Annotated in this window: 17 protein-coding genes; 15 read left to right on the top strand and 2 right to left on the bottom strand. The window is 66.0% G+C overall.

Features of this window, described 5'->3' with window-relative positions; all coding sequences use genetic code 11:
• Positions 1-184 precede the first annotated feature (184 nt).
• From glnA to ntrC, 5 genes are all read left to right on the top strand, one after another.
• Positions 185-1,591 (top strand): type I glutamate--ammonia ligase, encoded by a 1,407-nt coding sequence (glnA, locus tag U8L64_RS17590; protein WP_043295404.1) that lies wholly within the window; start codon positions 185-187, stop codon positions 1,589-1,591.
• Between the two features lie 160 nt (positions 1,592-1,751).
• The gene (locus U8L64_RS17595) at positions 1,752-2,288 is read left to right on the top strand and encodes a DUF4124 domain-containing protein (RefSeq protein WP_077682227.1); all 537 of its coding nucleotides are present in this window, start codon (positions 1,752-1,754) and stop codon (positions 2,286-2,288) included.
• Positions 2,285-2,908, top strand: coding sequence for a DUF4124 domain-containing protein (locus U8L64_RS17600; protein ID WP_333398388.1), 624 nt, complete (start codon positions 2,285-2,287; stop codon positions 2,906-2,908). The genes U8L64_RS17595 and U8L64_RS17600 overlap by 4 nt, the downstream gene beginning before the upstream one ends.
• 171 nt (positions 2,909-3,079) lie before the next feature.
• Positions 3,080-4,162, top strand: a complete 1,083-nt coding sequence (gene glnL / locus U8L64_RS17605) for a nitrogen regulation protein NR(II) (protein ID WP_043295399.1) — start codon at positions 3,080-3,082, stop codon at positions 4,160-4,162.
• A complete protein-coding gene (gene ntrC, locus U8L64_RS17610) occupies positions 4,159-5,586 on the top strand; it encodes a nitrogen regulation protein NR(I) (protein WP_043295397.1) in 1,428 nt (475 codons plus the stop codon). The genes glnL and ntrC overlap by 4 nt, the downstream gene beginning before the upstream one ends.
• A 100-nt stretch (positions 5,587-5,686) precedes the next feature.
• Here ntrC and U8L64_RS17615 read toward each other — a convergent pair whose 3' ends face one another.
• Positions 5,687-6,136 carry a hypothetical protein gene (locus tag U8L64_RS17615; protein WP_333398389.1) on the bottom strand — a complete coding sequence of 150 codons (450 nt, stop codon included), beginning with the start codon at positions 6,134-6,136 and terminating at the stop codon, positions 5,687-5,689.
• On the opposite strand from U8L64_RS17615, the gene U8L64_RS17620 reads away from it, so the two are divergent.
• From U8L64_RS17620 to U8L64_RS17635, 4 genes are all read left to right on the top strand, one after another.
• Entirely contained in the window at positions 6,135-6,629 is a 495-nt protein-coding gene (locus tag U8L64_RS17620; RefSeq protein ID WP_333398390.1) for a tRNA (cytidine(34)-2'-O)-methyltransferase, read from the top strand. The two genes, U8L64_RS17615 and U8L64_RS17620, sit on opposite strands and share 2 nt — an antisense overlap.
• Before the next feature lie 108 nt (positions 6,630-6,737).
• Positions 6,738-7,274, top strand: a complete 537-nt coding sequence (hslV, locus tag U8L64_RS17625) for an ATP-dependent protease subunit HslV (RefSeq protein WP_043295390.1) — start codon at positions 6,738-6,740, stop codon at positions 7,272-7,274.
• A gap of 22 nt (positions 7,275-7,296) precedes the next feature.
• Positions 7,297-8,640, top strand: coding sequence for an ATP-dependent protease ATPase subunit HslU (gene hslU / locus U8L64_RS17630; RefSeq protein WP_102827990.1), 1,344 nt, complete (start codon positions 7,297-7,299; stop codon positions 8,638-8,640).
• Positions 8,641-8,725: 85 nt separating this feature from the next.
• On the top strand, positions 8,726-9,100 hold the full coding sequence (locus U8L64_RS17635) for a gamma-butyrobetaine hydroxylase-like domain-containing protein (protein WP_008567082.1): 375 nt from the start codon (positions 8,726-8,728) through the stop codon (positions 9,098-9,100).
• A gap of 125 nt (positions 9,101-9,225) precedes the next feature.
• Here the strand turns inward: U8L64_RS17635 and U8L64_RS17640 are convergent, their stop codons facing one another.
• The gene (locus tag U8L64_RS17640) at positions 9,226-9,501 is read right to left on the bottom strand and encodes a polyhydroxyalkanoic acid system family protein (RefSeq protein WP_054093997.1); all 276 of its coding nucleotides are present in this window, start codon (positions 9,499-9,501) and stop codon (positions 9,226-9,228) included.
• A gap of 195 nt (positions 9,502-9,696) precedes the next feature.
• Here U8L64_RS17640 and ubiE point away from each other — a divergent pair, with 195 nt between their 5' ends.
• The 6 genes from ubiE to tatA are packed head-to-tail and all read left to right on the top strand — an operon-like array spanning position 9,697 to position 13,719.
• Positions 9,697-10,467: a bifunctional demethylmenaquinone methyltransferase/2-methoxy-6-polyprenyl-1,4-benzoquinol methylase UbiE gene (ubiE, locus tag U8L64_RS17645; protein ID WP_043295383.1), complete on the top strand. Its 771-nt coding sequence runs from the start codon at positions 9,697-9,699 to the stop codon at positions 10,465-10,467.
• Entirely contained in the window at positions 10,467-11,090 is a 624-nt protein-coding gene (locus U8L64_RS17650; protein ID WP_333398391.1) for a ubiquinone biosynthesis accessory factor UbiJ, read from the top strand. Before ubiE ends, U8L64_RS17650 begins: the two co-directional genes overlap by 1 nt.
• Complete coding sequence (gene ubiB, locus U8L64_RS17655; protein ID WP_138300581.1) at positions 11,087-12,697, top strand: ubiquinone biosynthesis regulatory protein kinase UbiB; 1,611 nt, start codon at positions 11,087-11,089, stop codon at positions 12,695-12,697. Before U8L64_RS17650 ends, ubiB begins: the two co-directional genes overlap by 4 nt.
• 25 nt (positions 12,698-12,722) lie before the next feature.
• Positions 12,723-13,142, top strand: coding sequence for a phosphoribosyl-AMP cyclohydrolase (hisI, locus tag U8L64_RS17660; protein ID WP_273528139.1), 420 nt, complete (start codon positions 12,723-12,725; stop codon positions 13,140-13,142).
• Complete coding sequence (locus U8L64_RS17665; protein WP_333398392.1) at positions 13,135-13,467, top strand: phosphoribosyl-ATP diphosphatase; 333 nt, start codon at positions 13,135-13,137, stop codon at positions 13,465-13,467. The genes hisI and U8L64_RS17665 overlap by 8 nt, the downstream gene beginning before the upstream one ends.
• Positions 13,468-13,488: 21 nt before the next feature.
• The gene (tatA, locus tag U8L64_RS17670; RefSeq protein WP_003286709.1) at positions 13,489-13,719 is read left to right on the top strand and encodes a twin-arginine translocase TatA/TatE family subunit; all 231 of its coding nucleotides are present in this window, start codon (positions 13,489-13,491) and stop codon (positions 13,717-13,719) included.
• Positions 13,720-13,792: the final 73 nt, after the last annotated feature.

Consider the following 13,792-nt stretch of genomic DNA (forward strand, 5'->3'; position numbering starts at 1 on the left):
AGGATTGCCTGCAATCTCCGAAGCCAAACTGCGTCGCCGCGCCATTTGGCGGCTGCAGGTCCATTTCGGAGCACTGGCATGCAATTTGCTCACTTGTGAGGCAGGTCGCCTTGGCGGAACATCGCCGCCGGCTCCGCCCTCGATTCGGAAGCGAACAGGCCGCTTCCACCATTTGGAGAACACCATGTCGAAGTCGCTTCAACTGATCAAAGATTACGATGTGAAGTGGATTGATCTGCGCTTCACCGACCCGAAGGGTCGTCAGCATCACATCACCATGCCGGCTCGCGACGCCGATGACGACTTCTTCGAAGTCGGCAAGATGTTCGACGGCTCCTCCATCGACGGCTGGAAGGGCATCGAGGCCTCCGACATGATCCTGCTGCCGGACGACGGCAGCGCCGTGCTGGACCCGTTCACCGAAGAGCCGACCCTGATCCTGGTTTGCGACGTGATCGAGCCGTCCACCATGCAGGGCTACGAGCGCGATCCGCGCGCCATCGCCCGCCGCGCCGAGGAATACCTGAAGTCGACCGGTATCGGCGACACCGTGTTCGTCGGCCCGGAGCCGGAGTTCTTCATCTTCGACGCGGTGAAGTTCAAGTCCGACATGTCCGGCTCGATGTTCAAGATCTTCTGCGAGCAGGCGTCCTGGAACAGCGACACCGACATGAACGGCGGCCAGGGCAACAACGGCCACCGCATCAGCGTCAAGGGCGGCTACCTGCCGACTCCGCCGAGCGATCCGGATCACGAGATCCGTACCGCCATGTGCAACGCCCTGGAAGAAATGGGCCAGGTCGTCGAAGTGCACCACCACGAAGTGGCCGCCGGGCAGAACGAGATCGGCGTGAAGTTCAACACGCTGGTCGCCAAGGCCGATGAAGTGCAGACCCTCAAGTACGTCGTGCACAACGTCGCCGAAGCCTATGGCAAGACCGCTACCTTCATGCCGAAGCCGCTGTACGGCGACAACGGTTCGGGCATGCACGTGCACATGTCGATCGCCAAAGACGGCAAGAACACCTTCGCCGGTGAAGGCTATGCCGGCCTGTCCGATACCGCCCTGTACTTCATCGGCGGCATCATCAAGCACGGCAAGGCGCTGAACGCCCTGACCAACCCGTCGACCAACTCCTACAAGCGTCTGGTCCCGGGCTTCGAGGCGCCGGTCATGCTGGCCTACTCGGCACGCAACCGCTCCGCGTCGATCCGCATTCCGTACGTGGCCAGCGCCCGCGGCCGCCGCATCGAGGCACGCTTCCCGGATCCGGCTGCCAACCCGTACCTGGCCTTCGCCGCGCTGCTGATGGCCGGCCTGGACGGTATCCAGAACAAGGTTCACCCAGGCGACGCCGCGGACAAGAACCTGTACGACCTGCCGCCGGAAGAGTCCAAGCTGATCCCGCAGGTGTGCGGCAGCCTGAAGGAGGCACTGGAGGCGCTGGAAGCCGATCATGACTTCCTGCTCAAGGGCGGCGTGTTCACCAAGGACTTCCTCGATGCCTTCATCGAGCTGAAGGCCGCCGAGGAGATCAAGGTGCGCACCTTCGTGCATCCGCTGGAATACGACCTGTACTACAGCGTCTAAGCAGCACCGCCTGTACGCAGAGGCCGCCTTCGGGCGGCCTCTGTCGTTTGCGCCGCCGTCACCGCGCGCAGCTTGTGCCGGCTCGCAAATCCGCATGCCCGGGCTTGCCTGGCGCCGCCCGCGGTGCAAGGCTCTCGCTGTCCTTCACGCGGAGCTTCCCATGCGCCACGCACTGTTCGGCCTGCTGCTGATCCTCAGCGCCCCGGCGATCGCCGAGATCTATACCTACACCGACGCCCAGGGCAACACCGTCTACACCAACCAGCCACCGGAAGGCGTTGCTGCCGAGCGCGTCGAGCTGCCGCCGCCCAACACCGTCGACATCCAGACCCCCTCCGCACCGGCGTCCCTGCCGGCGGACGCAGAAGCCGGACAACCGTACCGCTCGCTCGCGCTCAGCGGCATTCCGGACGAAGCCGCGCTGCGCGCCAACAATGGCACGTTCGTGGTGAGTGCCGAGCTGGACCCGCCGCTACGACGCGGCCATCAGCTGCGCTTCGTCCTCGACGGCATTCCCCAGGCCGCCGCCAGCCAGGCCACCTCGCTGCAACTGAACAACGTCGAGCGCGGCGAACACCGTCTGCAGGTCGAGGTGCTCAGCAATGGCCGAGTGATCCAGCGCAGCGAGCCGGCGGTATTCACGGTGCAACGCGTGCATACCTCCAGCCCCGCCCTGCGCCACCGGGCGGCGCCATGATCCGCAGCGGCCGCTGGCTGACCGCACTGCTGCTGGCGCTGGCGGCACCGGCGAACGCGGGGATCTACAGCTACATCGACGCGGACGGTAACCGGGTGTTCACCGACCGCCCGGCCGGTCAGGCCGCCGAGCAGATCGAACTCAAGCCCACCAACGACATGCCGGCCCTGCCGCCCGTCGCGCCCGCGGCGCCAGTGCCGGCCGCAACGGCGGCGATCCGCTACCAGTTGCAAATTGTCAGTCCAGCCGAGGACGAGACCATCCGCAGCAACGCCGGCGATCTGCTGGTCAGTGCCAGCGGCAACCCTGCGCCGCAGGCCGGACACGGCTACCAGCTGCTGCTCGACGGCGAGGCGCTCAGCGCCGCCGGCCCCGAGACCCACTTCGAGCTGCACAACGTCGACCGCGGCACTCATCGACTACAGCTGCGCGTGATCGACGCCGAAGGCCGCGAGCTGGCGCGCAGCCCGGCGCGCACCTTTCATCTGATTCGCACCTCGCTGGCCCAGCGGCGCATGGTCAATCCGTGCCGCAAGAACGACTACGGCGTACGCCCCGAATGCCCGCTCAAGGACAAGCCGGCGGAAAAACGCGACATCCCCTTCATTCCTTTCCTATGATCATCATGTGCACCTTTTTGGTGCACATGAGTGGCGAATAATTTCACCGCTCACCCTTTTGGTTCACGCAGGCCGGGCGCCAGATGCCGCCAGCACGCCGATACGCGCCGTTTTGGCGCGTCTGGTTTGCTTCTTGCATTTACCGGCCTACCCAAAGGATGCAGACCCGCCATGCTGACCGAAGCCCTGCAACGCCTGCTGATCGAGAACCTGACCACCGCGACACTGCTGCTCGATGCGCGGTTGCGCCTGGAGTACATGAATCCGGCGGCAGAGATGCTGCTCGCCGTCAGCGGCCAGCGCAGCCACGGCCAATTCATCAGCGAGCTGTTCACCGAGTCGCCCGAAGCGCTGTCTGCCCTGCGCCAGGCGGTAGCCGAGGCACACCCGTTCACCAAGCGCGAGGCCACGCTAACCTCCGCCACCGGTCAGACGCTGACCGTCGACTACGCGGTGACGCCGATTCTCGGCAGCGGCGAAACCATGCTGCTGCTCGAAGTGCTGCCGCGTGACCGGCTGCTGCGCATCACCAAGGAGGAGGCGCAGCTGTCCAAGCAGGAAACCACGCGGATGCTGGTACGCGGCCTGGCCCACGAGATCAAGAATCCGCTGGGCGGCATCCGCGGCGCCGCGCAACTGCTGGCCCGCGAACTGCCGGACGAACACCTGCAGGATTACACCGAGGTGATCATCGAGGAGGCCGACCGCCTGCGTAACCTGGTCGACCGCATGCTCGGCTCGAACCGCCTGCCGCGGCTGGAGATGACCAACATCCATGAGGTACTGGAACACGTCGCCAGCCTGATCGAGGCCGAATGTCAGGGCAGCCTGGTGCTGGTTCGCGACTACGACCCGAGCATCCCCGAGATCCTCATGGATCGCGAGCAGATGATCCAGGCCGTGCTCAACATCATGCGCAATGCCATGCAGGCGCTGGCCGGACAGACCGAACTGGGCCTGGGCCGCCTGACCCTGCGCAGCCGCACGGTGCGCCAGTTCACCATCGGCCACATCCGCCACCGGCTGGTGGCACGCATCGAGATCATCGACAACGGCCCCGGCATCCCGGCCGAACTGCAGAACACCCTGTTCTACCCGATGGTCAGCGGCCGCCCGGACGGCACCGGGCTGGGCCTGGCGATCACCCAGAACATCATCAGTCAGCACCAGGGCCTGATCGAGTGCGAGAGCCATCCCGGGCATACCGCCTTCTCGATCTTCCTGCCGCTCGAACAAGGAGCCCCCTGCCCATGAACCGAAGCGAAACCGTCTGGATCGTCGACGACGACCGCTCCATCCGCTGGGTCCTGGAGAAAGCGCTGCAGCAGGAAGGCATCGCCACGCAGAGCTTCGAAACCGCCGACAGCGTGCTCGGCCGCCTGACGCAGCAGCAGCCGGACGTGATCATCTCCGACATCCGCATGCCCGGCACCAGCGGCCTCGATCTGCTGGCGCAGATCCGCGAGCGGCACCCGCGCTTGCCGGTGATCATCATGACCGCGCACTCGGACCTCGACAGCGCCGTGGCCTCCTATCAGGGCGGCGCGTTCGAGTACCTGCCCAAGCCGTTCGACGTCGACGATGCGGTCTCGCTGGTCAAGCGCGCCAACCAGCATGCCCAGGAGCAACAGGGCCTGCAGGCGCCGGCCAGCCAGGCCCACACGCCGGAGATCATCGGCGAAGCGCCGGCGATGCAGGAGGTGTTCCGCGCCATCGGCCGCCTCTCGCACTCCAACATCACCGTGCTGATCAACGGTGAGTCCGGCACCGGCAAGGAGCTGGTCGCCCATGCCCTGCACCGTCACAGTCCGCGTGCGGCCTCGCCGTTCATCGCCCTGAACATGGCGGCAATCCCCAAGGACCTGATGGAGTCCGAGCTATTCGGCCATGAGAAGGGTGCGTTCACCGGCGCGGCGAACCAGCGCCGCGGGCGCTTCGAGCAGGCCGACGGCGGCACGCTGTTCCTCGACGAGATCGGCGACATGCCCGCCGACACCCAGACGCGTCTGCTGCGCGTGCTCGCCGACGGCGAGTTCTACCGCGTCGGCGGGCACACGCCGGTGCGCGTGGACGTGCGCATCATCGCCGCCACCCACCAAGACCTCGAGGCGCTGGTGCAGGCCGGCAAGTTCCGCGAAGACTTGTTCCATCGCCTCAACGTGATCCGCATCCACATTCCACGGCTGGCCGATCGCCGCGAGGACATCCCTGCGCTGGCGCAGCATTTTCTCGCCGCCGCCGCCGAGGAACTGGCCGTCGAGACCAAGCTGCTCAAGAGCGAAACGGCGGCCTTCCTGCAGCAGCTGCCGTGGCCGGGCAACGTGCGCCAGCTGGAGAACACCTGTCGCTGGATCACAGTGATGGCGTCCGGGCGCGAGGTGCACATCAGCGATCTGCCGCCGGAGCTGCTCAGCCTGCCGGCCGATGCCCAACCGACGCACAACTGGGAACAGGCGCTGCGCAGCTGGGCCGACCAGGCGCTGACGCTCGGCCAGTCGAACCTGCTGGAAACCACCGTGCCGGCGTTCGAGCGGATCATGATCGAGACCGCGCTCAAGCACACCGCCGGTCGCCGCCGCGACGCCGCGCTGCTGCTGGGCTGGGGACGCAACACCCTGACCCGCAAGATCAAGGAGCTGGGCATGGGTGATGGCCGGGATGAAGAGGAGGAGGAATAATCTGGCAGCGTCGTGCGTGGATGTCGCTTTTTACATCCAGCGCGACGCCGCTCGGCGGCTCAACCGCGGGATCGATGCGAAGACGTAATTCGAGACACCCTCATGGAAGATCGTCCGCGGGCGCCAGCCGCAGCTCCAGCACCCAGTCAGCCTCCTCTTGCCGCTCGCTCGGCTGCACCCGCAGCGGCCTGAGCGCGACCAGATTCAGCAGCAGGTCCTGCCCGATGGCCTGGATGCGCCAGCGCACGCGCTGCCCGTCCACTTGCAACTGCCCGTCACGCTCTCCGCCCCGCGCCTGCAAGAGCAGCGCATAGGCGCCGTCGACCGTTTGTGCGCGGTACTGCGTCGGCGCACTGAAGCGCAGCAGCAGGCTTTCACCGATGCTCTCGACGGCGCGCAGCCGGGCCGGCTCGGGCGTCGTCAGCCGGCCGATCATCATCCCCACCAGCAGGCCGATCAGCACCAGCGAGGCGAAAAAGCGCCGCCGCAGGCGCGGCCGCGGGTCCGGCGCAGTAGAATCGCCGCCGTCGTCCAATCGGGTGCTGCGCATGTTTCACGTGATCCTTTTCCAGCCGGAGATTCCACCGAACACCGGCAACATTATCAGGCTCTGCGCCAATGCCGGGTGCAGCCTGCACCTGATCGAGCCGCTGGGCTATGAACTGGACGACAAGCGCTTGCGCCGCGCCGGCCTGGATTACCACGAATACGCGCCGCTGCGCCGGCATGCCAGCCTCGACGCCTGCCTCGCCGAGCTGGGCATTGCGCCGCCCGGGCAGTCCGGCGCTGACGACGCCCCACGCCTGTTTGCCTTCACCACCAAGGGTTCGCAGCCGTTCCATCAGGTCGCATTCCGCCGTGGCGACGCCTTCCTCTTCGGCCCCGAGAGCCGTGGCCTGCCGGACGCGGTACGCGACGCCTTCCCCGCCGAGCGCCGCCTGCGCCTGCCGATGCGCCCGGACAGCCGCAGCCTGAATCTGTCCAACACCGTCGCCATCGCCGTCTACGAGGCCTGGCGCCAGCTCGGTTTCACCCTGGACTGAGGCGAGCGCTGCGCTAACCGATGGTCGAGCGGCGTTGAAAAGCCTGCGGCGGTGCCCCATATCACCCTGCATTCGGGCATTCATCGCCCCGCAGCGTGGAGATTTCCCTTGACCACCATCGTTTCAGTGCGCCGCAACGGCAAAGTCGTCATGGGCGGCGACGGCCAGGTTTCCCTCGGCAATACCGTCATGAAGGGCAACGCCAAGAAGGTCCGCCGCCTCTATCACGGTCAGGTGCTGGCCGGTTTCGCCGGCGCCACTGCTGACGCCTTCACCCTCTTCGAGCGCTTCGAGGGTCAGCTGGAGAAACATCAGGGCCATCTGGTGCGCGCCGCCGTCGAGCTGGCCAAAGACTGGCGCACCGACCGTTCGCTGAGCCGCCTGGAAGCCATGCTCGCGGTGGCCAACAAGGACGCCTCGCTGATCATCACCGGCAACGGCGACGTGGTCGAACCCGAGCTCGGGCTGATCGCCATGGGGTCCGGGGGCGGCTTCGCCCAGGCCGCCGCCATGGCCCTGCTGCAGAAGGCCGGCGACGACATGAGCGCCCGCGAAATCGCCGAGACCGCGCTGAACATCGCCGGCAGCATCTGCGTGTTCACCAACCAGAATCTGACCATCGAAGAGCTGGACTCGGCCATCTGAGCCGTGCCGCTGGAGTAATCGCATGTCCATGACGCCCCGCGAGATCGTCCACGAACTCAACCGCCACATCATCGGCCAGGACGACGCCAAGCGCGCCGTGGCCATTGCCCTGCGCAACCGCTGGCGGCGCATGCAGCTGCCGGCCGAGCTGCGCCAGGAAGTCACGCCGAAAAACATCCTGATGATCGGCCCGACCGGCGTCGGCAAGACCGAGATCGCCCGCCGCCTGGCCAAGCTGGCCAACGCGCCATTCCTGAAGGTGGAAGCGACCAAGTTCACCGAGGTCGGCTATGTCGGCCGCGACGTCGAATCGATCATCCGCGACCTGGCCGACGCCGCGCTGAAGATGCTGCGCGAGCAGGAGGTGCACAAGATGCGCCACCGCGCCGAGGACGCCGCCGAAGAGCGCATCCTCGACGCCCTGCTGCCGCCGGCACGTCCGGTGGGCTTCTCCGAGGAGCCGGTGCAGTCGGCCGATTCCAACACCCGCCAGCTGTTCCGCAAGCGTCTGCGCGAAGGCCAGCTGGACGACAAGGAAATCGACATCGAGGTCGCCGAAAACCCGGCGGGCGTGGAAATCATGGCGCCGCCCGGCATGGAAGAGATGACCAGCCAGCTGCAGAACCTCTTCGCCAACATGGGCAAGGGCAAAAAGAAGAGCCGCAAGCTGAAGATCAAGGAAGCCTTCAAGCTGATCCGCGACGAAGAAGCCGCGCGCCTGGTCAACGAAGAAGACCTCAAGGCACGCGCCCTGGAAGCGGTGGAACAGAACGGCATCGTCTTCATCGACGAGATCGACAAGGTCGCCAAGCGCGGCAATACCGGCGGCGCCGATGTCTCCCGCGAGGGCGTACAGCGCGACCTGCTGCCGCTGATCGAAGGCAGCACGGTCAACACCAAGCTCGGCATGGTCAAGACCGACCACATCCTGTTCATCGCCTCCGGCGCGTTTCACCTGTCCAAGCCCAGCGACCTGGTGCCCGAACTGCAGGGCCGCCTGCCGATCCGCGTCGAGCTCAAGGCGCTGTCGCCGGAAGACTTCGAGCGCATCCTCACCGAGCCGCACGCCTCGCTCACCGAGCAGTATCGCGAGCTGCTGAAGACCGAGGGCCTACACGTGGAATTTCTCGACGACGGCATCAAGCGCATCGCCGAGATTGCCTGGCAGGTCAACGAGAAGACCGAGAACATCGGCGCGCGCCGGCTGCACACGCTGCTCGAACGCCTACTGGAGGAAGTCTCCTTCAGCGCAGGCGACCTGGCGGCCAAGCAGGACGGCGAGGCGATCCGCATCGATGCCGCCTACGTCAACCAGCACCTCGGCGAACTGGCGCAGGACGAAGATCTGTCGCGCTACATCCTTTAACTGCAGCCACGAGCCGCCCCGCGACGAGCCGCAGACAGGTACTGCCTTGGCTGGTCGCTCGCGGCTTGTCGCTTGGAGCTGACCCATGCGTATCCCCACCGCCATCAAGCTGCACAAGGCCTCGAAGACGCTCGAACTGGAGTACGGCGCCGACGAGCGCTACGTGTTGAGCGCGGAATTCCTGCGCGTGCATTCGCCTTCGGCGGAGGTGCAGGGCCACGGCAATCCGGTGCTGCAGACCGGCAAGCTCAACGTCGGGCTGGACAAGCTGGAACCGGCCGGCCAGTACGCGCTGAAGCTGACCTTCAGCGACGGCCATGACAGCGGGCTGTTCACCTGGGATTACCTGGAGCGCCTGGCGCTCGACCAGCAAGCGCTGTGGGAGGACTACCTGCAGGCGCTGGAGAAGGCCGGCAAGTCGCGCGACCCAGACGAATCGGTGGTCAAGCTGATGCTGTAACAGCCGCTGCGACTGCCCGCCGGATCAGCTGCCAAGGGGGTGGTGAATTGAGTTCGCAAACCCGCGGCGGACGCGGCGTGGAGGGTGGCAAGCCGCATCCTTCTAGGCCCGGATGTTTCGCCGACTCACGCCAGCGCCTTGTCCAGCGCCCGCTCGATCTGGCCCTGGATGCTCGCCCCCATCGCCGACAGCAGCAGGCCCAGGTTGAGCTGCACCTTCACCCGGTCCTCGCCGACCTCGATCTGCCCATCGGCGCCACTGCGCCGCACTGCCAGCACGTCGCCCTGCCAGCGATAGCTGACGCCGTACTCGCTGGCCAGCCGACTGGCCAGCTGCTCGGCCTTTGCGCGAGCGGCTTCGCGACCGAGACTGTGGAAACGCTCGACGATGATTCGGGACATGCCGACTCCTGACTGCAGGCCGATGAACGGCCGGCACTATACAGCAGCCAATGCACCGACGGACGGCAGCACCCGCACCGGACCCGACCGTAATCAAGTTTTCCTGCATTAGCGCGTCGGCGCGGCTTCGCACGTGAAGCGAGGTGCGGTCTTTTGGGTTTAGAATGCGCGGCACATTCTTCCGGTGACAGTGACATGACCGATCCACGCAAAGCGCATGACGCGGAACCGACCACCCATTTCGGCTACAAGAGCGTGCCAGAAAGCCAGAAGGCACAGAAGGTGGCCGAGGTGTTCCATTCCGTAGCCGCCAAGTACGACCTGATGAACGACCTCATGTCCGGTGGTATTCACCGGCTGTGGAAGCGCTTCACCATCGAGCTCTCCGGCGCCCGCCCGGGCAATCGTATCCTCGATATCGCCGGCGGCACCGGTGATCTGACCCGCCAGTTCTCGCGCATCGTCGGCCCCACCGGGGAAGTGGTACTGGCCGACATCAACGCCTCGATGCTCAAGGTCGGCCGCGACAAGCTGCTGGACAAGGGCGTGGCCGGCAACGTCAAGTTCGTTCAGGCCGACGCCGAGAAGCTGCCCTTCCCGGACAACCACTTCGATGTGGTCACCATCGCCTTCGGCCTGCGCAACGTCACCCACAAGGAAGACGCCATCGCCTCCATGCTGCGCGTGCTCAAGCCGGGTGGCCGCCTGCTGGTGCTGGAATTCTCCAAGCCGACCAACCAGCTGTTCTCCAAGGCTTACGACGCCTATTCGTTCAGCCTGCTGCCGATGATGGGCAAGCTGATCACCAATGACGCCGAGAGCTATCGCTACCTCGCCGAGTCGATCCGTATGCACCCCGATCAGGAAACCCTCAAGGGTATGATGCAGACCGCCGGTTTCGAGCGCGTGACCTACCACAACATGACCGGCGGTATCGTCGCGCTGCACCGGGGCATCAAGCCCTGATGCTGCGCACAGCCCTGCTGGCCAGCGCCGAGCGCGGCCTCAACGGCATCCTGCGCCTGGACCCGGCCGCACTGCCGCGGCTGGCCCGGCTTAGTGGCCGCATCATCGAGATCGAGTGCACGGCGCCGAACTGGCGTCTGTTCGTCCTTGCCGATGAAGAGGGCCTGCGCCTCGCCTCGAGCTGGGCCAGCGATGCCGATTGCCGCCTGCGCGCCCCGGCGAGCAGCCTGCTCCGGCTCGCCGTCAGTCGCAACAAGACCGCCGTGCTGCACGGCCCGGATGTCGAGATCGACGGCGACAGCGGCGTGCTGATGAATCTCGCCGAGGTGCTGCAGGACCTCGAGCTGGATTGGGAATACGAACTCTCGCGCTGGCTCGGCCCGGTCGCCAGCCAGGTGCTCGGCTCCAGCGTGCGCGCGCCGTTGCGCTGGGCGCGCGACAGCGCCGACTCGCTGCGCCTGGACCTGGCCGATTACCTCAGCGAGGAAAGTCGCGCACTGGTCGGCCAGGCCGAAGCCGAGGCGCGCTTCGCCGAGCTGGACGCACTGAAACTGGCCCTCGACCGACTCGAGGCACGCGTCGAACGCCTCGCTCTCCACCTGAAACCAGATCAAGCCGAATGAAGCTGTTCGCTGCCACTGCCCGCCTGTTCCGCATCCTGCTGGTGGTGATCCGCTACCGCCTGGATGACATTCTGCTCGACCTGCCGATGCCTTGGTGGCTGCGTACCACGAGCTATCTGCTGCCCTGGCGCTGGATTCCGCGCCGCCACAGCACGCTGTCGCGCGGTGCGCGCCTGCGCCTGGCGCTGGAAGGGCTGGGGCCGATCTTCATCAAGTTCGGCCAGCTGCTGTCCACCCGTCGCGACCTGCTGCCGGCCGATATCGCCGACGAGCTGGCCATGCTGCAGGACCGCGTGCCGCCGTTCGATTCCGCACATGCCACCGAGCTGATCGAGCAGCAGCTCGGCGCGCCGGTCGGCGAACTGTTCGCCCGCTTCGACAGCACGCCGCTGGCCTCCGCCTCGGTAGCCCAGGTGCATGCGGCGCGGCTGCACAGCGGCGAGGAAGTCATCGTCAAGGTGGTGCGGCCGAACCTGCGACCGGTGATCGGTCAGGACCTGGCCTGGCTTTTCCTCCTGGCCAAGACCGCCGAGCGCGCCTCGATCGACGCCCGCCGGCTGCATCTGGTCGAGGTGGTCGAGGATTACGCCAAGACCATCTACGACGAACTCGACCTGCTGCGCGAGGCGGCCAACGCCAGTCAGCTGCGGCGCAACTTCGAGGGCTCGCCGCTGCTCTACGTGCCGCAGGTGCATTGGGACTATTGCCGCCCGCAGGTGCTGGTGATGGAGCGCATCTACGGCGTGCCGGTCACCGACATGGCGGCGCTCGCGCGGCAGAATACCGACATGCGCCAGCTCGCCGAGCGCGGCGTGGAAATCTTCTTCACCCAGGTGTTCCGCGACAGTTTTTTCCACGCCGACATGCATCCTGGCAACATCTTCGTCAGTACCCATCAGCCGTGGAGTCCGCAGTACATCGCGGTGGACTTCGGCATCGTCGGCAGCCTGACGCCCGAGGACCAGGACTATCTCGCGCGCAACCTGATGGCCTTCTTCAAGCGCGACTACCGCAAGGTGGCGCAGCTGCACATCGACTCGGGCTGGGTGCCGGCGGAAACCAAGGTCAACGAATTCGAGGCGGCGATCCGCACGGTGTGCGAGCCGATCTTCGAGAAGCCGCTCAAGGACATCTCCTTCGGTCAGCTGCTGGTGCGCCTGTTCCAGGTTGCTCGGCGCTTCAACATGGAAGTACAGCCGCAGCTGGTGCTGCTGCAGAAAACCCTGCTGAACATCGAGGGCCTGGGCCGCGAGCTGTATCCGCAGCTCGACCTCTGGACCACCGGCCAGCCCTATCTGGAACGCTGGATGCGCGAGCGCATGAGCCCGCGCCAGCTGCTGAAGAACGTGCATGCGCAGATCGAGCAGGTTCCGCACCTGGCACACATGACGCGCGAGCTGCTCGAACGAATGGCCCATCCGCACGCCGACAATCCGCCGCCGCCCTGGCGCGAGCGCAACCGCGGCTGGCCGCTGCGGCTGATCGGCGCGCTGCTGCTGGGTAGCGGCGCCACGCTCGCCGCCGGCGCCGAGCACCTCGTCGGGCCGCAAACCTGGCCGGCCTGGGTGATGCTTGTGGCCGGCACGTACATCGTCGTGCGCCGATAGCCAGGCTCGATAGGGGCTGGCACACTTGGCGCACTCAGCGGAGGTATCGATGAACTGGCTGGACGAGATCAACTGGAATAGTGACGGGCTGGTCCCGGCGATCGCCCAGGACCACAAGACCGGCCGCGTGCTGATGATGGCCTGGATGAACCGCGAGGCGCTGACGCTGACCGCCCGCGAGCAGCGTGCGATCTACTGGTCACGCTCGCGCGGCAAGCTGTGGCGCAAGGGCGAGGAGTCCGGCCATGTGCAGAAGCTGCATGAGCTGCGCCTGGACTGCGATGCCGATGTGATCATCCTGCTGGTCGAGCAGATCGGTGGCATCGCCTGCCATACCGGCCGCGAGAGCTGCTTCTACCGGGTCTTCGAGAACGACGCCTGGAAGGCCGTCGAGCCGGTCCTGAAAGACCCGCACGCCATCTATGCGGAGCACAAGCATGAGTGACACCCTCACCCGTCTGGCCGAAGTGCTGGAAGCGCGCAAAGACGCCGCACCGGACAGCTCCTACGTGGCCAGTCTGTATCACACGGGGCTGAACAAGATTCTCGAAAAGGTCGGCGAGGAATCGGTGGAAACCATCCTCGCCGCCAAGGACGCCGCCAGCAGCGGCGACTGCAGCGACCTCATCTACGAAACCGCCGACCTGTGGTTCCACAGCCTGGTCATGCTCGCCGCGCTCGGCCAGCATCCCCAGGCAGTGCTGGACGAGCTGGACCGGCGCTTCGGCCTCTCCGGACACGCGGAAAAAGCCGCGCGTCCACAAACCTGATCCACTCCGGAGTATCACATCATGGGTCTTGGCGGCATTAGCATCTGGCAACTCCTGATCATCCTGCTCATCGTCATCATGCTGTTCGGCACCAAGCGCCTCAAAGGCCTGGGTTCCGACCTCGGCGATGCGATCAAGGGCTTCCGCAAATCGATGGGCACCGACGACGACAAGCCAGGCGTCGAGGAAAAGCCCGGGCAGACCATCGATGCCCAGGCGCGCAAGGTCGAAGAACCGACCCGCAAAGACTAGTTGCCCGCGAACCGGCAGCCTGAGCTTCGCTCGGGCAGTCGGCGCGCACCTCCCCTGTTGATGAGCACGTCCT

Source organism: Pseudomonas sp. FIP_A4 (assembly GCF_036701605.1).
Classification (GTDB): Bacteria; Pseudomonadota; Gammaproteobacteria; order Pseudomonadales; family Pseudomonadaceae; genus Stutzerimonas; species Stutzerimonas phenolilytica.

Excerpts from the sequence above, each read along its gene's own strand:
- glnA (WP_043295404.1), top strand. The coding sequence starts at position 185 with ATGTCGAAGTCGCTTCAACTGATCAAAGATTACGATGTGAAGTGGATT.
- U8L64_RS17595 (WP_077682227.1), top strand. The coding sequence starts at position 1,752 with ATGCGCCACGCACTGTTCGGCCTGCTGCTGATCCTCAGCGCCCCGGCG.
- U8L64_RS17600 (WP_333398388.1), top strand. The coding sequence starts at position 2,285 with ATGATCCGCAGCGGCCGCTGGCTGACCGCACTGCTGCTGGCGCTGGCG.
- glnL (WP_043295399.1), top strand. The coding sequence starts at position 3,080 with ATGCTGACCGAAGCCCTGCAACGCCTGCTGATCGAGAACCTGACCACC.
- ntrC (WP_043295397.1), top strand. The coding sequence starts at position 4,159 with ATGAACCGAAGCGAAACCGTCTGGATCGTCGACGACGACCGCTCCATC.
- U8L64_RS17620 (WP_333398390.1), top strand. The coding sequence starts at position 6,135 with ATGTTTCACGTGATCCTTTTCCAGCCGGAGATTCCACCGAACACCGGC.
- U8L64_RS17615 (WP_333398389.1), bottom strand. The coding sequence starts at position 6,136 with ATGCGCAGCACCCGATTGGACGACGGCGGCGATTCTACTGCGCCGGAC.
- hslU (WP_102827990.1), top strand. The coding sequence starts at position 7,297 with ATGTCCATGACGCCCCGCGAGATCGTCCACGAACTCAACCGCCACATC.
- U8L64_RS17635 (WP_008567082.1), top strand. The coding sequence starts at position 8,726 with ATGCGTATCCCCACCGCCATCAAGCTGCACAAGGCCTCGAAGACGCTC.
- U8L64_RS17640 (WP_054093997.1), bottom strand. The coding sequence starts at position 9,501 with ATGTCCCGAATCATCGTCGAGCGTTTCCACAGTCTCGGTCGCGAAGCC.
- ubiE (WP_043295383.1), top strand. The coding sequence starts at position 9,697 with ATGACCGATCCACGCAAAGCGCATGACGCGGAACCGACCACCCATTTC.
- U8L64_RS17650 (WP_333398391.1), top strand. The coding sequence starts at position 10,467 with ATGCTGCGCACAGCCCTGCTGGCCAGCGCCGAGCGCGGCCTCAACGGC.
- ubiB (WP_138300581.1), top strand. The coding sequence starts at position 11,087 with ATGAAGCTGTTCGCTGCCACTGCCCGCCTGTTCCGCATCCTGCTGGTG.
- U8L64_RS17665 (WP_333398392.1), top strand. The coding sequence starts at position 13,135 with ATGAGTGACACCCTCACCCGTCTGGCCGAAGTGCTGGAAGCGCGCAAA.
- tatA (WP_003286709.1), top strand. The coding sequence starts at position 13,489 with ATGGGTCTTGGCGGCATTAGCATCTGGCAACTCCTGATCATCCTGCTC.